The organism is Pseudomonas sp. HMSC076A11, from assembly GCF_001810205.1.
Classification (GTDB): Bacteria; Pseudomonadota; Gammaproteobacteria; order Pseudomonadales; family Pseudomonadaceae; genus Pseudomonas; species Pseudomonas aeruginosa.
In genome coordinates, this window is the sequence record NZ_KV800287.1 from 137,652 (window position 1) to 156,357 (window position 18,706).

Here is an 18,706-nt window from a genome sequence, read left to right on the forward strand (position 1 = left end):
TTGCCATGCGGCGGGAGCCCGCCGCGCCCCGTTCAATCGAAGGTGATGCCCTGTGCCAGCGGCAGCTCGCGGGAATAGTTGACGGTGTTGGTCTGCCGTCGCATGTAGGCCTTCCAGGCGTCAGAGCCGGACTCGCGACCGCCGCCGGTCTCTTTCTCGCCGCCGAACGCCCCGCCGATTTCCGCCCCGCTGGTGCCGATGTTGACGTTGGCGATCCCGCAGTCACTGCCCGCCGCGCCCTGGAACAGTTCCGCCTCGCGCAGGTCGGTGGTGAAGATGCACGACGACAGTCCCTGGGGAACCTCGTTGTTCAGGCGCAGGGCCTCGTCGAAATCGCGGTAGCCGACCACGTACAGGATCGGTGCGAAGGTCTCCGTGCGCACCACTTCGGTCTGTCCCGGCATCTCGACGATGGCCGGCGACACGTAGTAGGCATCCGGATAGCGCTCCTGCAATTGCCGCTCGCCGCCGAACACCCGTCCCCCCTGCTCGCGGGCTCGCGCCAGGGCGTCCTGCATGGCCAGGTAGCTGCGTTCGTCGATCAGCGGCCCGACCAGGTTGCCCTCCAGCGGATGACCGATACGGACCCTGGAATAGGCTGCCTTGAGGCGCTCGACTATCTCGTCCTTCACCGACTCATGGGCAATCAACCGGCGCAAGGTGGTGCAGCGCTGCCCGGCGGTGCCCACCGCGCCGAACAGGATGCCGCGCACCGCCAGGTCGAGGTCGGCGCTTGGCGCCAGGATCATCGCGTTGTTGCCGCCCAGTTCGAGGATGCAGCGAGCGAAACGCGCCGCCACCCGCGGCGCCACTTCGCGCCCCATGCGAGTGCTGCCGGTGGCGCTGACCAGGGCGACGCGACGGTCGTCCACCAGCGCTTCGCCGGCCTCGCGGTCGCCGATCAGCAATTGGCTCAGGTGCGCCGGCGCATCGCCGCCGAAGGCCCGCGCGGCACGCTCGAACAGTGCCTGGCAGGCCAGTGCGGTGAGGGGGGTCTTCTCCGAAGGCTTCCAGACCACGGAATTACCGCAGACCAGCGCCAGCGCGGTATTCCACGACCACACCGCGACTGGGAAGTTGAACGCGCTGATCACGCCTACCACGCCCAGCGGGTGCCAGGTCTCGCGCATGTGGTGGCCGGGACGCTCGGATGCGATGGTAAGACCGTACAACTGGCGCGAGAGGCCCACCGCGAAGTCGCAGATATCGATCATTTCCTGGACTTCGCCGAGGCCTTCCTGGGTGATCTTGCCCGCCTCCCAGGACACCAGTTCGCCGAGTTCGGCCTTGTGCCGACGCAATTCCTCGCCGAACAGCCGCACCAGTTCACCACGGCGCGGCGCCGGCACCTGGCGCCAGGCGCGGAACGCCTGTTCGGCGCGCTCGACCTTGGCGGCAACGGCGGCGCGCCCCTCCAGTCGCACCGCAGCCAGGCGACTGCCGTCGATGGGGGTATGCACGGCAAGCTCGCCATCGCGAAAAGCATTGGGGTCGAGGCCGAGACTGCGCAGCAATCCGTCGATCATGTGAGGTTCTCCTGGCTGTTCGTTTCCGCTCGTTTTAGTCGGTTTGCCCGGTAGCGACAAACGACCTTTATTCGCCACGTCATTCCGAGTTTTCATACTGGCTCCGAGCTGTCGCGATCCGCCGTCTTTCCCGTACCATGCACGCCTTCGCCGGCCAGCCCCCGCCTACCCGACATGGACAAGAAAAAGCTGTTGCGCCTGATCACGGAAAAGCTCGCCGCGGACCTGGAAGTCGCCGTCCGCGCCGCGCAGACCGCCCATGAGACGGCAACCCACGAAGAGAACGTCGCCGAGAACAAGTACGACACCCTCGGCCTGGAAGCGGCCTACCTGGCCGCCGGGCAGTCGCGCCGGGTCGAGGAGATCCGCCAGGCGCTGGGCCTGTACCGCAACCTGGTGCTGCGCGATTTCGACGAGGAACAGGGCATCCAGCTCACCGCGCTGGTCACCCTGCTGAACGCCGACGGCAGCCGGCGAACAGTGTTCCTCGGCCCCGAGGCGGCCGGGCTGAAGATCGATTGCGAAGGTCGCGAGGTGTTGGTCATCACGCCTCGCTCGCCACTGGGCCAGAGCCTGATCGGCAGGCACCCGGGCGACGAGACCGGGGCGAAGGACTCCCCCCTTGCGGTGGAAATCCTCGCCGTCGACTGAGGCTACTGCTGCGGCGCACCGCAGGCGCCGCAGAACTTCGCGCCCGCCGCGAGATCGGCGCTGCAGGCGATACAGCGCAGCGGCGCCAGGGCGCCGCCGCAGCCCTGGCAGAATCGTGCCGTCGCCGCATTCGCGGTGCGGCAGGCGCGACAGGCCATTCCCGCCGCGACTGGCGCCGGCGGATAGCCGCCCTGACCGCGGTGATGACCGCCGCCGTGATGACCACCGCCCTGTCCATGATGACGCCCACCCATCAACAACCGTTCGAAGAACCCCATGGCACAACCCTCTCGTCTGGATCTGACGGCTTCCAGTGAAAAGGCTGTAGCCACTACAGGGTCAATGGCGCGGAAACATCGGGAAACTCAAGTCCGCTTCACCACAGCGGCAACGCGTAGCTGACGATCAGCCGGGTCTCGTCGATGTCGTTGCCGAAATCGCTGCGGAAGGTGCCGTTGCGCAACTTGATCCCCAGGTTCTTCAGCGGCCCCGATTGCACCAGGTAGGCGATATCGGTGTCCCGCTCCCATTCCTTGCCGCGCCCACCGCCGTCCAGAAGGTCGATGTGTTCGCCACGCAGGTAGCGGCTCATGAATGTCAGGCCGGGCAGGCCGATGGCGGCGAAGTCGTAGTCGTAGCGCAACTGCCAGGAGCGCTCGTCCTTGTTGGCGAAATCGCCGATCTGCACGAAGTTGACCAGATACGGATCGGTCCCGGCCAGGTAGGCGAAGCCGCTGTCGCCGGACATGCGCTGGTAGCCGAGGCCGAAGGCGTGGCCACCCAGGCGATAGGTGAACAGCGCATTCAGCGCGCGATTGTCGACGCGGCTGCCGCCCTCGTCGGTGGAACGCGCCCAGCGGATGTCGGACTTCAGCGACTGGTCATCGGTGAGCGGCAAGAGGTGCTGCACGCCGAGATAATGCTGGCGGTAGAAATCCTCCAGGTTGGCGTAGTGGTAGCTGCTGCTCAGGCGCTCGCTCCAGCGGTAGGTACCGCCGGCGAAGTCGAAGCGGTCGCTGCCGGGGTGCCGGCCCGCCAGTACGTTGCGCTTGTTGCCGCGGGTGATGCCGAGGTCTTCGGCGTTGGTCGAGTCGCGCTGCTTGACCTGGCGCAACTGGCCAAACTGCAGCGCCAGCCCGTCGATCTCGTTCACTTCCAGCAGTCCACCCTGGAAGGTTTGCGGGTGCAGGCGCGTGTCGTTGAACTGCACCACCGGCAGCCTGGGCATCAGGCTGCCGATCTTCAGCGTACTGTGCGAGACCCGTAGCTTGGCGGTCAGGCCCAGGCTGGAATAGTCGTGGGCGGCGCGCCGGTCGCTCGTCGAATACGGCAACAGACCACTACCGGATCGCTCTGGCGAGGAGTCCAGCCTGACGCCCAGCAGGCCCAGCGCATCGATGCCCAGGCCGAAGAGCCCCTCGGTGTAGCCGGACTCGTAGCGCAACAGGAAACCCTGCGCCCACTCCTCCGAATAGGACTGGCTGGCGCCGGGCTGGCGATAGTCGCGATTGAAATAGAAATTGCGCAGTTCGAGGCCGGCCTTGCCGTCGGCGAAAAACTCCGCCTGGGCGAACGACGGCAGCAACGCCAGCCCCGCGGCCAGCATCGGAACGGGAAGAATTTTCATTGTTGTTGTCTCTTCGTCGTCAGTGGATAGACACGGCGCCGCGGCCACTCCCTGCCGCGACCGCCGTGGCGGAGCGGATCAGACCCCGGCGAGCATGCCCTCCAGGCGTTGACGCACCAGTTGGCGCGCCTGCTCGACGATGTCCCTGAGCAACTCGGCGCAGGCCGGTTCGTCGTCGATCAGGCCCTGGACCATGCCGGCCGACCAGATCCCCAGGTCGGTATCGCCCTGCTGGTACACCTGGCGACCGCGCTGGCCGCTGACCAGCGCGGCGATATCGGCGTAGCCGGCGCCGCCGCGTGCCTCGATCGCCAGTACTTCCTGGCTGATCGCGTTGCGCGCCACCCGCGCGGTATTGCGCAGGGAACGCATGATCAGGTCGGTGGAACGCTCGTCGGCCGCACGGATCGCCGCCTTCACCGCAGGGTGTATCGGACATTCGCGAGTGGCCAGGAAGCGCGTGCCCATGTTGATCGCGTCGGCGCCCAGCGCCAGCGCCGCGACCAGGCCACGTCCATCGGCGAAACCGCCGGAGGCGATGATCGGCACGCGTAGCCGGTTGGCCGCGGCCGGCAGCAACACCAGGCCGGGGATGTCGTCCTCGCCCGGGTGGCCGGCACACTCGAAGCCGTCGATGGAGACGGCGTCCACGCCCAGTCGCTCGGCCTTGAGCGCATGGCGCACGGCGGTGCACTTGTGGATCACCTTGACGCCGTGTCGACGGAATTCGGCGATGTGCTCGCCGGGGTCGTTGCCGGCGGTTTCGACGACGCGGATTCCCGTCTCGATGATGGCTGCGCGATATTCGGCATAGGGCACCGGCTTCTGCGTCGGCAGCAAGGTCAGGTTGACCCCGAACGGCCGATCGGTCAGCTCGCGGCAGCGGGCAATCTCCGCAGCCAGTGCCTCCGGGCTCGGCTGGGTCAACGCCGACAGCGTCGCCAGGCCACCGGCGTTGGCCACCGCCGCAGCCATCTCGGCACGGCCGACCCACTGCATGCCGCCCTGCATGATCGGGTGTTCGACGCCGAAGGTCTCGGTGAAACGGGTCCTGAACACGCCCATGGATTGCCTCCTCGGTCAGATCGGGTCCCAGGAGAACACGTCCGGGCTGCGCGCCAGGTCCATGAAGCTGCCGCGCAACGCCGGCATGCCGTGCTCGGCGATGCTCTCCGGGGTCCAGCCGTGCTCGCTATGCACACTGCGCAGCGGCCGGCTCTGGCTCATCAGGAAGAGTTCGTGGTGACGCGCGGCGAACACCTGGCCGGTGACCTCGCGGGCGGCGTCGGACGCCAGGTAGACGGCCAGCGGCGCGTTCTTCTCGGGGGTCATGCGCTGCAGCTTGTCGACGCGGGCCTTCTGCTCCGGGGTTTCGGCCGGAATCGAGTCGGTCATCCGGCTCCAGGCGAACGGCGCGATGCAATTCGAACGCACGTTGTAGCGCTGCATGTCGAGGGCGATGGATTTGCTCAAGGCGACGATGCCCAGCTTGGCCGCGGAATAATTGGCCTGGCCGAAGTTGCCGATCAGCCCGGAAGTGCTGGTCATGTGTACGAAGGCGCCGGCCTGCTGGGTACGGAAGCGTTCGGCGGCGGCCCGGCTGACGAAGAAGCTGCCGTTGAGATGGACATTGATCACCGACAGCCAGTCGTCGGCGCTCATCTTGTGGAAGATCGCATCGCGCAGGATGCCAGCGTTGTTCACCACGATATCCAGACGCCCGAAACCGTCCATGGCGCATTCGACGATACGCCGCGCGCTGTCCCAGTCGGCGACGCTGTCGGTGTTGATCAGACCTTCGCCGCCTCGCTGGCGGATCAGGCCAAGGGTCTCTTCGGCCGGCGAGGCCGACCCGCCCTCGCCCTGTAGCGATACGCCGATATCGTTGATCACCACCCGTGCCCCGGAATCGGCCAGGGCCAGGGCGATCTCGCGGCCGATGCCGCCGCCCGCGCCGGTAACGATCGCGACCTTGCCTTCATTGAGTCTGCTGCTCATGGGTAATCCTCTTCGTCCCGTGGATGTCGTTCGGTTGCGCTCAGCCCGGCAGGCCGAGGACGCTCTTGGCCAGGATGTTGCGCTGGATTTCGTTGCTGCCGCCGTAGATGGTGGTCGGCCGCGACTGGATGAAGATCCCCGCCGGATGCAACTCGGGGTCTTCGGCGAAGGGCTGCAGCAGGGCCGAATCCTCCCCGGCGACCTCCAGGCCCAGCTCGCTGATGCGCTGGAACAGTTCGGACTGGAAGATCTTCAGCATGGATACCTCCGGGCCGAGGCTCTCCCCACGCCGCAGGCGTTCGGCGAAACGCTCGTAGAGCGCCTTGTGGCTGTCCAGGTCCATGCTCAGCGCGGCGAAGCGGCGCGCGAACAGAGGGTCGTGCCACAGTCCCAGGTGCCGGGCCAGGCGCTCCAGGCGCTGGAGGGCGAAGGTGGACTGCTTGGGCGAACCGAGGAAGATCCGCTCGAAACCGAGCAGCGCCTTGGCCATGCTCCAACCCTGGTTGATTCCGCCGACCAGGCTGTCGTAGGGCACCCGCACGTCGTTGAAAAACACTTCGCAGAACTCGCCGTGCAGCTCCAGGTTGAGGATCGGCCGCACCTCGATGCCCGGGCTGTCCATCGGCACCAGCAGGAAGCTGATGCCGTGCTGCGCCTTGGCGCTGCGCTCGGTGCGGACCAGCAGGAAGATCCAGTTGGCCTCCGAGCCCATGGTGGTCCAGGTCTTCTGTCCGTTGATCACCCACTCGCCGTTTTCCAGGCGCGCCTCGGTGCGCAGGCTGGCCAGGTCGGAGCCGGCGTTGGGCTCGCTGTAGCCCTGGCACCAGATGTCTTCGCCGCTGAGAATGCGCGGCAGGAAGCGCGCCCGTTGCGCCTCGTCGCCATAGCGGATCAACAATGGGCCGAGCATGGTCACGCCGCTGTCGGGCAGGCGCGCGCAGCCGTACTCCTCCATTTCCTCCATCATGATCAGTTGCTTGCCGGCGCTCAGCCCCATGCCGCCGTACTCCCTGGGCCAGCCGGGACACAGCCAGCCCTGGCGCGACAACAGCAGGTACCACTCGCGGGTTTCCTCGCGCCCCAGGCGACGGGGCGGATTGCGGATGCGCTGCGGATAGTTGGCGGCGATCCACTCACGGACCATCAGGCGAAAGGCGTTGTCATCGAGACTGTCGTAGTCGCTCATCTCAGTTTCCTCTGAATACGGGGGGACGCTTGGCGAGAAAGGCCGCCTTGCCCTCGGCGTGGTCGGCGCTGAGAAACAACTGGCTCTGCAACTCGCCCTCCCGCTCCAGCAATAGGTCAAGGCCCTCGGCGAGCAACGCCTTGGTCATCGCCAGGGGCAACGGCGCCTGCTGCTCCACCCGCCCGGCCAGCTCCAGCGCCATCGCCAAGGCGCCGCCAGCGGCGCAGAGGCGGTCCGCCAGGCCGATGCGCAGTGCCTCCTCGGCCTCTACCACCTGGCCGAACATCAGGATCTGCCGTGCCCGCCCCCAACCGATGCGCGCCGGCAAGGTATGCAACTGGCCGAGGTCGGCGAGCAGCCCGACCTTGCCGAAGCCGGCGGCGAAGCGGGCGCCGGCGCCGCAAACGATGCTGTCGCAGGCCAGCGCCACGGACAGCCCGGCCCCCACCGCCCAGCCCTCGACCGCGGCGATCAGCGGCTTGCCCATGCGCACCATCTGCCGCACCAGCCGCGCGTTGTCCTGCATTCGCGCCCTGCCGGCGGCCAACTCGGTCACCCGCATGTCGCCCAGGTCGCCGCCGGCGCAGAACACCTCTTCGCCACCGGTCAGCAGCACGCTGCGGATCGATGGGTCGCATTCGGCCGCCTCCAGGGCCCGCAGCAATTCCATGCGCAGCGCCGGCGACAGTGCGTTGCGCCGGGCCGGGTTGTCGAAGCGCAACAGGCGCACCGTGCCGCGCGTTTCCTGCAACAAACCGCTCATCAGGCCACCTCCCGCTGTAGCAGCGCGGCGTAGCGCGCCTTGTGGAACGCCAGCGAGCCGTGGGCATTGAGCAGTACCATGGCGCGGCGCAGGAACAGGCCGATGTCCGCCTCGTCGGTGTAGCCGATGCCGCCGTGCAACTGGATGGCCTGGCGGGTCACCAGCAGAGCCGCTTCCGAGGCCCGTACCCGTGCGCTGGAAACCTGCCGCTGGCGCTCGCTTTCCGACGCCCCGGCATCGATCGCGGCGGCGGCCTGCTCGACCATGGCGCGCGACAGTTCGATCTGGATCCTCAGGTCGACCATGCGGTGCTGCAGCGCCTGGAAACTACCGATCTCGCGGCCGAACTGGCGACGTACCTTGAGGTACTCCAGGGTTCGCTCGAAGGCGCCATCCATCAGTCCGACCAGATAGGCCGCGCAGGCCAGCGCTGCCTCGTCCAGAACCTGTTCCGTTACCTCGCCGGACAACCACCGTGCCGGCGCATCGCGGAAACGCAGGCGCGCCAGGTGAGCGCCATCCTGGGTCGCCTCGCAGAGCAGTTCCACGCCATCGGCATCGCGCTCGACCAGCGCCAGGCCCTGCTCGCAGGCCACCAGCCAGGCATCGGCGGCGCCAGCCAGATGTACGTGAGCGACTTCGCCGTGCAGCCGCCCTTGCTGCATACGAGGGCGCCGCCGCCCATCGCGGTAGGCGATGCCCGCCGGCAGGACCAGCCGCTCAGCGGCCAGCAACGCAACGCGCTCGTCTTCCGGCAGCAGCGGCGCCACCAGCCCGGCCTCGATCAGCGGCTCGGGCAGCAGGCCGCGCCCCAGCGCCTCCAGCAACGCCGCGTATTCGCTCATGCCCAGGCCGCTGCCGCCCAACGCTTCATCCAGGCGCAGCGCCGGCCAGCCCATGGCGCAGACCTCGCGCCAGGCCTGGCGGTCCACCCCGCTACCGGTGAAACGACCGCGGCGCACGCGGCTCAGGTCGCCGTCGCGCGGCACCAGCGAAGCCGCGCTGTCGCGGATCATCCGCAGACGCTGCTCGCGCTCGCCGGCCCACTCGTCTTGCTCACTCATCTGTTCGCCCTCCTGTCGATACGCCGACCGCCCGTCCGTCATCTGCACGGGCGGCGCCGGCTTGTCCGCGCGGAGCGACCGCGCAGGCCGTGGTCCGGACGCGCGACGGATGGCTCCGCTGCCGCGCCGCCGGAACTCCGCTACGGCTTAGCCGCGCGGTACCTGAAGCTGCCCGAGGCCATGGCGATGACCTCGCCGCCCTCGTTGCAGATTTCCGCCGTGCAGAAGCAGATCGTGCGGGTCCGCCGCACCACCCTGCCAACCGCACGAAGCTCGCCGCGGGCGCTACCCATGAAGTGGGTAGCCATGTCGATGGTCACCATCGAGCAGTCCGGCAGGCAGGCACGGATCGCCTGGGCCATGGCGGCGTCCAGCACCGACATCAACACCCCGCCATGGAACTGTTGCAGGTAGTTCATCAGTTCCGGGCGATGCCCCAGGCGCACCCGCGCCACCCCGTCGGCATCGGTCCAGCGCTCGAGGCCGATGAACTCCTGGAAGCTGGCGGGCCGCTGCTCCGCCGCTGGCTGTCGTGGAAAAGAACTCATGGATGTGCACTCCTGCCGCAGGATCAGGCCTTGGCCGCGCTCCGCTCGGCGGTATCCCCGGCACTGCCCGGCGCTTGCCGTCGGGAAGCGCTCTCGGCATCGCGGGACTCGCGGTTCGGGTCGTAGAGCCGGTCCGCAATGAACAGCGCCGGGATCAGCCCGGTGAGCACGTAGGTGATGCCCATCACCAGGAAACCCGCGCCGATCGACACGTGGGTGGCCAGCAGGCCGATGCCGGCGGGCGCCACCGCCGCGCCGATACGACCCAGGTTGTAGGCGGTGCCCACCGCCGAGCCGCGGACGCGGGTGGAGAAGCTCTCGGTCATGTAGGTGGCCAGCACCCCGACCGGAACGCCGTAGATGAAGCCGAAGGTGATGAGGATCCAGAGGATGTTGGAGGGCGAGTGGTAGAACACGATCAACGGCATGAAGGCGGCGCTGCCGATGGCCCCGGCGGCGAAGGTCAGGCGCCGGCCGAAGAGATCGGCGCAGACGCCGGCGGCGACCTTGCCGAGGATCATCGCGCTGTAGGTGCCGACCATGTAGCCGGTCATCGACTTGAAGTTCATCCCCAACTCGCTCTCCAGGTAGGACGGCATCCAGTTGTTGGTGCCGTAGTAGCCGAACAGCAGGAAGCAGGAGGTGAGGCTCCAGAGCAGGAACATGCCGCGCGTTTCCGGATCGCCCAGCATCCGTCCCAGCGGGCCGGCGCCGCCAGCCTCGGCGTGGCTATGCGGAGCCGCGCCGGGACGCTGGCGCCCGGCCTGGGCCGCGAGCCAGGACGGCGACTCCGGCACCCAGGGCCGCAGGGCCAGGCAGACCAGCGCCGGCGCCACGGCGGTGAAGAACAAGGCGCGCCAGCCGAACTCGGGGATGATCTGCCCCGCCAGCAGGGTCGCCACGAGGTAGCCCACGGTCCAGCCGGCCTGCATGGCGGCGAGGATGGTGGTGCGGTACCTGGTTCCGACGCACTCGGACATCAGGATGTTGCAGGCGACGAACAGCGAGCCGAGGCCGAGCGAGGCGACGAAGCGGATCAGCGCGAACTGCCAGTAGTTCTGGGTCAGCCCCAGCAACGCGGTACCGATGGAGAACAGCACGATGGTCCAGGTCACCACTCGCACCCGGCCGAAGCGGTCGCAGCACCAGCCGCCATAGATGCCGCCGACGGCCATGCCGGCGAGAGTCAGGCTGCCGAGGGAGCCGGCTTCGAAGTTGCTCAGGCCGAATTCGGCCTTCAGGCTGTTGAGGCTGTAGGCCAGGAACATCAGGTCGACGCCGTCGGCGAGCAGGCCGAGGAAGCAGAAGACGAAGGCGATCAGCATGGTGCGCCGGGAAATGGCCGGCGCCGGGTTCGGGGAAAGCGCGGTTGCATTCATTATTCTTGTTCTCGCAAGCAGGATTTCGGTTGATCTTCACGGCAGCCCGACAGTCGTTCCCTCGCGCCGCCGCCCTTCGCTTCAGTCCGGCCGCTCTGGCGGCGGACCTACCCGGCCGTTGTCCAGCACCACCACATCGCGCTCGACGACGCGAGTGCGGAACGAGCCGTCGCTCCACATCTCGGTACGCAAGGTCTCGCCGGGAAACACCGGAGCCGAGAAACGCACCTGCAGATGTCCCAGTTGCCCCGCGCGGTAGTCGGCGAGCCCGCGCAACACCGCGTGGAATGCCACGCCGAGGGTGCACAGGCCATGCAGGATCGGCCGCGGGAAGCCGGCCCGCAGCGCTGCCGCGGGCTCCGCGTGGAGCGGGTTGTCGTCGCCGTTGAGGCGGTAGTACAGGGCCTGCTCCGGACGGGTCGGCAGGTCGAGTCGCAGGTCGGGTGTCCGTTCAGGCAAGCGATGCGGCGTTTCCGGCACCTGCCGGGAACCACCGAAGCCGCCGTCGCCGCGAAGGAAGGTGGTGCTGCGGGCGACAGCCAGCACCTCGCCGCTGAGCGCGTCGCTGAGCACCTTCTCGCTGTAGAGCAGCGCGCCCTTGTCGGCGCCCTTGTCTACCAGACCGGTGACCCGGGTCCGGCCGATCACCTCGCCTTCCGCCGGCAACGGCCGCCGCCACTCCAGGCGCTGCTCGCCGTGAACCAGGCGCAGCGCGTCCACGCCAGTCGCCGGATTGCCCAGCCAGAAGCCCGGATGACCGAGCACCAGGGCCATGCACGGCAATGCCTGGAGATCGCGGCACGGATCGACGTAGGCCAGTTGGCGCTCGTCCAGCGGGTCGCCGCCCAGACCGAGGCTCAATGCGTAGAAGGCGCTGTCGCGCCGGCTGTAGCGCTGGCGTACTTCGGGGATCGGGTAGTTCAGGAGCACCTCAGGATCGAGCGCCATCGGCCACCTCCTCGACTTCCAACACCGCATCCACCGCCCAGGCGCCCTGGCCCTCCGGCAAGGCGATGACCGGGTTGAGGTCCACCGAGCGCAAGCGCTCTCCCGCCTCCCAGGCGAACCGCGAGAGATTCGACAGCAGCCGTGCCAGCGCCGCGACGTCGGCCCGCGGCCGGCCACGCGCGCCGAACAGGAGCGGCGCGCCTCTGATGCTACGGATCATCGCCTCGGCTTCGTCGACCTCGAACGGGCAGCGGCGGAACACCACGTCCTGCAGCACTTCGACGAAGATCCCGCCCAGGCCGAACAACGCCACCGGGCCGAACAGCGGATCGCGCTGGATCCCCATGAAGCACTCCACCCCGCCCTGCAGTTGGCGCGCCACCAGGACGCCATCGAGACGCGCCTGCGGCGCCTTCTCGGCGGCCCGGCGCAGGAGCAGTTGGAAACCGGCGCGTACCGCGTCCGCATCGCTTACGCCAAGCAGCACGCCGCCGATTTCCGACTTGTGCTGGATGTCCGCCGAGGCGAGCTTCAGCACCACCGGGTATCCGATGCCCTCGGCGAAGGCAACCGCCTCTTCGGCACTGCCCAGCACCGCCTCGGCGGCGGACTCGATACCGGCGCGCGCCAGCAGGCGCTTGGCCTCGGCTTCGCCGGGCGTGGAGGCGGGCAACTGTAGCCCGCCGGCAGGCCGGCGCAGGCGCAACGGCCGGGCGAAGGCTTCGCCGAGCCGCCCCATGGCCTGGATCGCCACTACCGCCCGGGTGGGGTCTTCGAACAGTGCGAAGCCGGCCTCCTCGTAGGGTGCCAGCTCCTCCCCCTCGCCCATCACCGAGACCACGAACAGACGCTCGGGATGAGCCTCCTTGATCCGCCGGAACTGCTCGGCCAGACGCGCGCCGATGGAGGCGGCGGTGCCGGCCTGGGTGAAGAAGGCGAGCAGCGAACGGTAGCCACCGTCGACCACCATCGACTCGGTAAAGTCGCGCACCAGCGTCAGGTCGTTCAGGGCCTGCGCGGTGCAGTCCACCGGGTTGATCGGCGAAGCGAAGGACAGCCGTGCCTTCAGCCGCTCCTGGGCCATGTCCGGCATCGGCGGCATCGGCAGGCCGACTTCCTCGGCGACATCGCTGACGATGATCCCGGCGCCGCCGCTGACGGTGATCATGCCGAGGCTGTTGCCCACCGGATAGATACGCCGGGTGGCGAGGTAGGCGATGTCCATCAGTTCCTCGGTGGTCCTGGCGCGGATCACCGCATAGTCGCCCAGCACGGCGTCCAGCACCTTGTCGTCGCCGGCCAGCGAAGCGGTGTGGGACAGCGCCGCGCGGCTACCCAGGGCGCTGCGCCCGACCTTGTGCAGGATCACCGGCTTGCCGGCGCGATGCGCGGCCTCCAGGGCGGCGAGGAAGCTGTCGACGTTGCGGATGGATTCGGCGTAGGCCATCACCACGTCGATCTCCGGCGACTCCACCAGCCAGCCGATGCTGTCGCCCAGGGTGACGTCGGCCTCGTTACCGGTGGCCACGCAGATAGGGGTTCCCAGGCGGCGCTGGCGCGCCATGCCGAGCAGGTGCGCGCCGTAGGCGCCGGACTGGGTGGCGATGCCTACCCGGCCGGGCAGCGGTACGCCACGTTCCAGGCTGGTGGAGAAGAACGCGTAGTAACCGAGGTTACTGTTGAACGCGCCCAGCGCATTCGGACCGAGCAGACGCATACCGTACTCGCGGGCAGCGGCTACCACCGCATCCTGCATCGCCGCGCCGGCCTCGCCGACCTCGCTGAATCCGGAAGAGAACACGATGGCACTGCGCGCCCCCTGGCGGCCCAGTGCCCGGACGGTCTCCAGCACCTGAGGCGCAGGCACCGCGACAATGGCCGCGTCCGGTGCCTGCGGCAGCTCCGCGACGCTGGCGAAGGCCGGTAGCCCCTGGATTTCAGCACGGTTCGGATTGACCGGGAGGATTTGCCCGGCATAGCCATGGCGCAGCATGTAGGCGATGGGTCGGCCACCGATGCGGGTCGGGTCGCTGGAAGCGCCGATCACCGCGACCGAGCGTGGTTCGATCAATGGAGTAAGACTGGCGAAACGGGGAGCGTCGATGAGCTGTTGCGAGTGGTTCGCTGACATGGGTTCACCTGATCCGTTTGTCTGTGGCCGGCACGACAACCTTCTCGCGGGCGAGCGGGCCCGCGGGACGCCGCCACGGCAGCGCCCGGAAGGCCTGTCGGCCAGGGGTCTAGAGCGTGTCGCCGGTACCGAGCAACGCGGTTACCTGGCTGGACAGCGTGCCGCCGTTGCCGTGCAGCAACGCCACGTCGGCCTTGGCCAACTGCCGCTCGCCGGCCTGGCGGCGGAGCTGGGTCACCGCCTCGATGATCAGGAACATCCCGTACATCCCCGGATGCACGCAGGACAGCCCGCCACCGTTGGTGTTCACCGCCAACTCGCCGCCGGGCGCGATGCGTCCGCCCTGGACGAATGGGCCGCCCTCGCCCTTGGCGCAGAATCCCAGGTCCTCGAGGAACAGCAGGGTGTTGATGGTAAAGGCGTCGTAGAGCATCACCAGGTCGATGTCGGCGTGCCGCACACCGGCCATCTGCATGGCTCGCGGAGCGCTTTCCGAGGCCGCCGTCACGGTGAGGTCGGGCATCGACACGATCGAGCGATGCCACTGCGCTCCGGCCGCGCCAAGGAAGTACACCGGCGCATTGGGCAAGTCGCGGGCGCGCTCGGCGCGCACTACCACGCAGGCGCCACCGCCGTCGGTGACCAGGCAGCAGTCGGCGGCACTCAGCGGGTCGCTGACCATCCGCGCGGCAAGGACGTCATCGACGCTCAACGGCCCGCGGGCGAACGCCTCGGGATTCAGGTTGGCCCATTGCCGGGCAGAGACCGCCACCTCGGCGAGCTGCTCGCGTGTGGTGCCGTACTGGTGCATGTGCCGGCTGGCCGCCAGGGCATAGGCGGTGATCGGGTGGCGCGGCTTGTAGGGCGTCTCGTGCCATTGTGGCTCGCTCATCGATACCAGGCGGCCGCCGGCGGTTCGCTGGTTGGAGCCGTAGCAGATCAGCGCAGCGTCGCAGAGACCGGCCTCCAGTGCCAAAGTGGCCTGCAGCAGGTGCAGCTCGAAACTGGAGCCGCCGATATTGGTGCCATCCACGAATTTCGGGCGGATGCCGAGGTATTCGGCGACCGACAAGGTGGGAAAGGCATGGGAGCTGGTGGCGGCGAAGATCGCGTCGATGTCGGAAAGCTTCAGGCCGGCATCGGCAATGGCCTTGAGCGACGCCTGGCCGAGCAGTTCGATGGCGCTGTAGCCCGGCGCCTCGCCGACGCCGGCGCTACCGATGCCGACGATGGCGGTCTTGCCACGGATGGCTGCGCTCATGGTCGTCCCTCCTGGTGGGGAACGAACACCACGACATTGGCACCATCCTGCTCGACGATGCGCGCCTGCACACGGGTGCCGATCGGCAGGCTCTGGTGCCCGTCGATCCGCGACATCATGCGCACGCCCTCGTCCAGGTCGACCAGCGCGACATTGTGATTGCCGCCGCGGGAGCGATTGACAGTGATCGCGTAGAGCGTACCCAGGCCGCTGGCGGGAACCCACTCGAGATCAGTCTCGCCGCTACCCGGCACCAACTGGCGCGGGTAGAACACATGGCGACCGCTGGAACGGCTGCGCTGCAACATGAAACGGCCCTGGGCGAGAAACGCAAGGTACTGCGCCTCAGGTCCCGGAGTACTGCCATCGGGAAGATCTGCCACGAGGTTTCTCCTTTGTTCTTGTCGACCTTTGCTGCAAAGTGCATCGCGCTGGACGCCGAACCGGATACTGCTTCCGCCCCCGGTTGTACGTTCCGGAAGGCCAGAATATATTCACTATCGTGAATGTCAATCACAATACTGAATGAAAAGAGGAAAAATGACCAAGGACGCCACAACCAAAGGCACCAGCAGCAAAGATGTCGGCGCGGTAGTGAACGCCATTCAGATACTTCGCCACCTGGCCCACGCCGACGGACCGCAAGGCGTGGCCGCCATCGCTCGCGCCACCGGTATCAGCCCGAGCAGCGCCTTCAATATCCTGCGCACCCTGAGCAACGAACGACTGACATCCTTCGACGATGCGGGCAAGACCTACCAACTGGGCCTTGGCCTGTCGGAACTGGCCGTAGGATTCGTCGGACGCAGCTATGCCGACCTGATCCAGCCAGAGCTGGAGCGACTAAGCCTTGCCCACCACATCCTCATCGCCCTGTGGCAAGTCACCGACGATGCGCACATCCGCGTCATCGCCCTTGCCGCACCGCCCGTCGCCCACGTCAACGTCGCCGTCGGCACGCGCCTGCCGGAACTGGTCGGCGCCGCCGGGCGTTGCATTGCCGGCCTGCGCGAACTGCCGGAGGACGAACTGCGCCGCCGACTGACCCGCGTGCGCTGGGAAAATCCGCCGAGCTTCGAGCGCTACCAGGCCGAAGCGACCGAGGCCGTCGAGCGCGGCTGGGCTATCGACCAGGAACACCTTTACCGCGGCGTGAGCATGGTCGCCAGCGCCATCACCGACCGCGACGGACAACCGCGCTTCGCCATCTCCGCGATCGGCATCAGCGCCCAGCACCAGCCCGACGACCTAGAACGGATCGGCACCAGCCTGCGGGATACCGCGCGCTTCGTGAGCCGCGCGCTATTTCCCCAGGGCGAGGCACTGAAGGGGAAATCCTGAAATGACATTCAACCCACTGAACGATTAGCCGGCCCGCCGTTATCGACCCGCGACGTCGGTACCACCTTTCAACCCGAGGACCGGCAGATAACGGAGGAAGCGCCAGAATCGCTTCAGCGTCACCCGGTCCCACGCCCGCAGCGGCACCGAGCGGAACAGCTGCCAGGCATATCGCCCATCCTGGACAACAGCCTTCTTCAGCGCCTTGTTCAGGATCAGTTGCCGGGCCCGGCGATAATTCGGGTGAGCCCGATAAGGCTCGATGGCTTGCATATCCGCCTCGTAATTGAGCTTGTACCTGCCGGACAGACCGCTTCCATGCCGGCGATAACGCCCCATGTAGGCCGGTAGTCGATGAATTTCATAGCCCTGCGCCGCGATCCTGAGGGTGATCTGGAAATCCTGCACGCGAATCGACGGGTCGAAGAAATCCGCCCGCTTCATCGCGTCCATGCGGTAGAGCGCCGTCAGCGGCATGACCACCAGGGTCTCGGCCAATGCTGCATCGAACCCCCAACGCTCCACACAACCCTCGCTGAAACCGTCTCGCGCCACTTCGTTACCGGCACTGTCGATACAGATATTGAAACCGCCCACGCACCCGACCTCGGGGTGCGCAAGCAAGTAGTCGACGCGCGTGTCGAGCGCTCCAGGCAGGACAATGTCGTCGAGGTCGGGAGTCATCACGAACTCCCCCCGCGCATGACGCAAACCGTGATTGAGCGCGTCGCTCACCCCTCGGTTAGCCTGGCGGTAGAGCTGGAAACCGTGACGCTCGCGGAGCATGGCGAGACGCTCATAGGTGTCGTCCGTGGATCCGTCATCCACCACGATCAACTCGAGATTGGGATAGCCCTGCGCGTAGATGCTGGCAATCGCCTCGTCCAGATACTTCGAGATATTGAAACAGGCGCAAACGACGGAAACGAGCGGTCGCATTTCTTCCTCCCCAGCCCCGGCTCCGGGACTCGGCACAAACCGATAACCTGGCTGTCCGCTGGAAGGAAACCGTGCCATGCAGCTCGGCCACACATCCGCGGCGCCTTCAAGCGCCGGGATACTAAGAAGAACCGCCCCGACCATCGAAACCGGCAGGTCGCCCGACCCGGCGCTCGAAGGACAGAAAATCGGAAGCAATGGAGAAATGCGCGCTCAGCGCACCCACGAAACCCAGACAGAGCGGGACGACCACCCAGAGGAGAAGGAAGGACAGAACGAAGGAAGGGCCCGCAGCATTCCTAGGAGAACTGCACGACCTGGCCAATACCCGAAACCATGGCACGGCTTTCTCGCCCGCCCCGCAGAGGGGACGCCCGAACGCTCGCCAGAAAAGACAAAGCCCCTGGAACGCCAGGCATTCCAGGGGCTTTGCTCATATGTAATGGCGGAGAGATAGGGATTTGAACCCTAGGAGCCATTGCTGACTCAACGGATTTCGAATCCGTCCCGTTCGACCACTCCGGCATCTCTCCGTGCGGCGCGCATGATACCAGCTTGTACGAAGAACGCGAAGCTTTCTTGAAGATTTTTTCGCGTTCTTTCAGATGGTTGCGCGCATTTAGAGGTTAAAGCGGCACGCCCAGGCGCTTGGCTACCTCTTCGTAGGCTTCGATCACATCGCCGAGGCCCTGGCGGAAGCGGTCCTTGTCCATCTTCTTGCGGGTTTCCTTGTCCCACAGACGACAGCCGTCCGGGCTGAACTCGTCGCCGAGGACGATCTGGCCATGGAACAGGCCGAACTCCAGCTTGAAGTCCACCAGCAGCAGGCCGGCGTCGTCGAACAGCTTGTTCAGCACTTCATTGACCTTGAAGGAATAGGTCTTCATCTGCGCCAGTTGCTCGGGAGTGGCCCAGCCGAAGGCCTGGACGTGGGATTCATTGATGAACGGATCGCCCAGGGCGTCGTTCTTCAGGAACAACTCGAAGGTGGGAGGAGTCAGGGCGATGCCCTCTTCCACGCCGAGGCGACGCACCAGGCTGCCGGCGGCGAAATTGCGCACCACGCACTCGACCGGGATCATGTCGAGCTTCTTCACCAGGCACTCGGTATCCGACAGCAGCTTGTCGAACTGGGTCGGAATGCCGGCAGCTTCCAGCTTCTGCATGATGAAGGCGTTGAACTTGTTGTTCACCGCGCCCTTGCGATCGAGCTGTTCGATGCGCTTGCCGTCGAAGGCGGAGGTGTCGTTGCGGAACAGCAGGATGAGACGATCGGCATCGTCGGTCTGGTAAACCGACTTGGCTTTGCCGCGGTAGAGTTCTTCGCGTTTTTCCATGATGGGC

General features: G+C 66.9%; 18 protein-coding genes and 1 tRNA gene. 2 read left to right on the forward strand and 17 right to left on the reverse strand.

Going from position 1 to position 18,706, the window contains the following annotated elements; translation table 11 throughout:
• Positions 1 to 32 precede the first annotated feature (32 nt).
• Positions 33 to 1,526, reverse strand: coding sequence for an L-piperidine-6-carboxylate dehydrogenase (locus HMPREF2716_RS08255; protein WP_003086325.1), 1,494 nt, complete (start codon positions 1,524 to 1,526; stop codon positions 33 to 35).
• Positions 1,527 to 1,700: 174 nt separating this feature from the next.
• Between HMPREF2716_RS08255 and HMPREF2716_RS08260 the strand changes: the two genes are divergently transcribed.
• Positions 1,701 to 2,177, forward strand: a complete 477-nt coding sequence (locus HMPREF2716_RS08260) for a GreA/GreB family elongation factor (RefSeq protein WP_003112531.1) — start codon at positions 1,701 to 1,703, stop codon at positions 2,175 to 2,177.
• A gap of 2 nt (positions 2,178 to 2,179) precedes the next feature.
• Here the strand turns inward: HMPREF2716_RS08260 and HMPREF2716_RS29665 are convergent, their stop codons facing one another.
• From HMPREF2716_RS29665 to HMPREF2716_RS08320, 13 genes are all read right to left on the reverse strand, one after another.
• A complete protein-coding gene (locus HMPREF2716_RS29665; protein WP_010792073.1) occupies positions 2,180 to 2,455 on the reverse strand; it encodes a zinc ribbon domain-containing protein in 276 nt (91 codons plus the stop codon).
• A 98-nt stretch (positions 2,456 to 2,553) separates the two neighbouring features.
• Positions 2,554 to 3,804 carry an OprD family porin gene (locus tag HMPREF2716_RS08265; protein ID WP_003123192.1) on the reverse strand — a complete coding sequence of 417 codons (1,251 nt, stop codon included), beginning with the start codon at positions 3,802 to 3,804 and terminating at the stop codon, positions 2,554 to 2,556.
• 78 nt (positions 3,805 to 3,882) lie between these two features.
• Positions 3,883 to 4,869 carry an NADH:ubiquinone reductase gene (locus HMPREF2716_RS08270; RefSeq protein ID WP_004353331.1) on the reverse strand — a complete coding sequence of 329 codons (987 nt, stop codon included), beginning with the start codon at positions 4,867 to 4,869 and terminating at the stop codon, positions 3,883 to 3,885.
• 15 nt (positions 4,870 to 4,884) lie between these two features.
• The gene (locus HMPREF2716_RS08275) at positions 4,885 to 5,802 is read right to left on the reverse strand and encodes an SDR family NAD(P)-dependent oxidoreductase (RefSeq protein WP_003086302.1); all 918 of its coding nucleotides are present in this window, start codon (positions 5,800 to 5,802) and stop codon (positions 4,885 to 4,887) included.
• Between the two features lie 40 nt (positions 5,803 to 5,842).
• Entirely contained in the window at positions 5,843 to 6,988 is a 1,146-nt protein-coding gene (locus HMPREF2716_RS08280; RefSeq protein ID WP_023518468.1) for an acyl-CoA dehydrogenase family protein, read from the reverse strand.
• A gap of 1 nt (position 6,989) precedes the next feature.
• Positions 6,990 to 7,751: an enoyl-CoA hydratase/isomerase family protein gene (locus HMPREF2716_RS08285; RefSeq protein WP_003086299.1), complete on the reverse strand. Its 762-nt coding sequence runs from the start codon at positions 7,749 to 7,751 to the stop codon at positions 6,990 to 6,992.
• Positions 7,751 to 8,815, reverse strand: a complete 1,065-nt coding sequence (locus HMPREF2716_RS08290) for an acyl-CoA dehydrogenase family protein (RefSeq protein WP_023110296.1) — start codon at positions 8,813 to 8,815, stop codon at positions 7,751 to 7,753. Before HMPREF2716_RS08290 ends, HMPREF2716_RS08285 begins: the two co-directional genes overlap by 1 nt.
• A gap of 140 nt (positions 8,816 to 8,955) precedes the next feature.
• Entirely contained in the window at positions 8,956 to 9,363 is a 408-nt protein-coding gene (locus HMPREF2716_RS08295; RefSeq protein WP_023097915.1) for a PaaI family thioesterase, read from the reverse strand.
• 23 nt (positions 9,364 to 9,386) lie between these two features.
• Entirely contained in the window at positions 9,387 to 10,742 is a 1,356-nt protein-coding gene (locus HMPREF2716_RS08300) for an MFS transporter (RefSeq protein ID WP_034044841.1), read from the reverse strand.
• Between the two features lie 81 nt (positions 10,743 to 10,823).
• Positions 10,824 to 11,690 (reverse strand): MaoC/PaaZ C-terminal domain-containing protein, encoded by an 867-nt coding sequence (locus HMPREF2716_RS08305; RefSeq protein ID WP_003112540.1) that lies wholly within the window; start codon positions 11,688 to 11,690, stop codon positions 10,824 to 10,826.
• Positions 11,674 to 13,821, reverse strand: coding sequence for an acetate--CoA ligase family protein (locus HMPREF2716_RS08310; RefSeq protein WP_003145556.1), 2,148 nt, complete (start codon positions 13,819 to 13,821; stop codon positions 11,674 to 11,676). The genes HMPREF2716_RS08305 and HMPREF2716_RS08310 overlap by 17 nt, the downstream gene beginning before the upstream one ends.
• A gap of 109 nt (positions 13,822 to 13,930) precedes the next feature.
• Positions 13,931 to 15,082 (reverse strand): thiolase, encoded by a 1,152-nt coding sequence (locus HMPREF2716_RS08315; RefSeq protein WP_003112542.1) that lies wholly within the window; start codon positions 15,080 to 15,082, stop codon positions 13,931 to 13,933.
• Complete coding sequence (locus HMPREF2716_RS08320) at positions 15,079 to 15,465, reverse strand: Zn-ribbon domain-containing OB-fold protein (protein WP_003086280.1); 387 nt, start codon at positions 15,463 to 15,465, stop codon at positions 15,079 to 15,081. The genes HMPREF2716_RS08315 and HMPREF2716_RS08320 overlap by 4 nt, the downstream gene beginning before the upstream one ends.
• 157 nt (positions 15,466 to 15,622) lie before the next feature.
• Here HMPREF2716_RS08320 and HMPREF2716_RS08325 point away from each other — a divergent pair, with 157 nt between their 5' ends.
• Positions 15,623 to 16,423: an IclR family transcriptional regulator gene (locus tag HMPREF2716_RS08325; protein ID WP_003120643.1), complete on the forward strand. Its 801-nt coding sequence runs from the start codon at positions 15,623 to 15,625 to the stop codon at positions 16,421 to 16,423.
• Positions 16,424 to 16,462: 39 nt separating this feature from the next.
• On the opposite strand, the gene wapB is transcribed toward HMPREF2716_RS08325, so the two are convergent.
• From wapB to purC, 3 genes are all read right to left on the reverse strand, one after another.
• Complete coding sequence (gene wapB / locus HMPREF2716_RS08330) at positions 16,463 to 17,455, reverse strand: 1,2-glucosyltransferase WapB (RefSeq protein ID WP_012614415.1); 993 nt, start codon at positions 17,453 to 17,455, stop codon at positions 16,463 to 16,465.
• Between the two features lie 350 nt (positions 17,456 to 17,805).
• Positions 17,806 to 17,895: transfer RNA gene (locus tag HMPREF2716_RS08335), tRNA-Ser, on the reverse strand.
• Positions 17,896 to 17,988: 93 nt separating this feature from the next.
• Positions 17,989 to 18,699, reverse strand: a complete 711-nt coding sequence (purC, locus tag HMPREF2716_RS08340; protein WP_003108622.1) for a phosphoribosylaminoimidazolesuccinocarboxamide synthase — start codon at positions 18,697 to 18,699, stop codon at positions 17,989 to 17,991.
• Positions 18,700 to 18,706 lie beyond the last annotated feature (7 nt).

Excerpts from the sequence above, each read along its gene's own strand:
- HMPREF2716_RS08265 (WP_003123192.1), bottom strand. The coding sequence starts at position 3,804 with ATGAAAATTCTTCCCGTTCCGATGCTGGCCGCGGGGCTGGCGTTGCTG.
- HMPREF2716_RS29665 (WP_010792073.1), bottom strand. The coding sequence starts at position 2,455 with ATGGGGTTCTTCGAACGGTTGTTGATGGGTGGGCGTCATCATGGACAG.
- HMPREF2716_RS08325 (WP_003120643.1), top strand. The coding sequence starts at position 15,623 with ATGACCAAGGACGCCACAACCAAAGGCACCAGCAGCAAAGATGTCGGC.
- HMPREF2716_RS08255 (WP_003086325.1), bottom strand. The coding sequence starts at position 1,526 with ATGATCGACGGATTGCTGCGCAGTCTCGGCCTCGACCCCAATGCTTTT.
- purC (WP_003108622.1), bottom strand. The coding sequence starts at position 18,699 with ATGGAAAAACGCGAAGAACTCTACCGCGGCAAAGCCAAGTCGGTTTAC.
- HMPREF2716_RS08285 (WP_003086299.1), bottom strand. The coding sequence starts at position 7,751 with ATGAGCGGTTTGTTGCAGGAAACGCGCGGCACGGTGCGCCTGTTGCGC.
- HMPREF2716_RS08310 (WP_003145556.1), bottom strand. The coding sequence starts at position 13,821 with ATGTCAGCGAACCACTCGCAACAGCTCATCGACGCTCCCCGTTTCGCC.
- HMPREF2716_RS08260 (WP_003112531.1), top strand. The coding sequence starts at position 1,701 with ATGGACAAGAAAAAGCTGTTGCGCCTGATCACGGAAAAGCTCGCCGCG.
- HMPREF2716_RS08275 (WP_003086302.1), bottom strand. The coding sequence starts at position 5,802 with ATGAGCAGCAGACTCAATGAAGGCAAGGTCGCGATCGTTACCGGCGCG.
- HMPREF2716_RS08315 (WP_003112542.1), bottom strand. The coding sequence starts at position 15,082 with ATGAGCGCAGCCATCCGTGGCAAGACCGCCATCGTCGGCATCGGTAGC.
- HMPREF2716_RS08295 (WP_023097915.1), bottom strand. The coding sequence starts at position 9,363 with ATGAGTTCTTTTCCACGACAGCCAGCGGCGGAGCAGCGGCCCGCCAGC.
- HMPREF2716_RS08270 (WP_004353331.1), bottom strand. The coding sequence starts at position 4,869 with ATGGGCGTGTTCAGGACCCGTTTCACCGAGACCTTCGGCGTCGAACAC.
- HMPREF2716_RS08290 (WP_023110296.1), bottom strand. The coding sequence starts at position 8,815 with ATGAGTGAGCAAGACGAGTGGGCCGGCGAGCGCGAGCAGCGTCTGCGG.
- HMPREF2716_RS08280 (WP_023518468.1), bottom strand. The coding sequence starts at position 6,988 with ATGAGCGACTACGACAGTCTCGATGACAACGCCTTTCGCCTGATGGTC.
- HMPREF2716_RS08300 (WP_034044841.1), bottom strand. The coding sequence starts at position 10,742 with ATGAATGCAACCGCGCTTTCCCCGAACCCGGCGCCGGCCATTTCCCGG.
- HMPREF2716_RS08305 (WP_003112540.1), bottom strand. The coding sequence starts at position 11,690 with ATGGCGCTCGATCCTGAGGTGCTCCTGAACTACCCGATCCCCGAAGTA.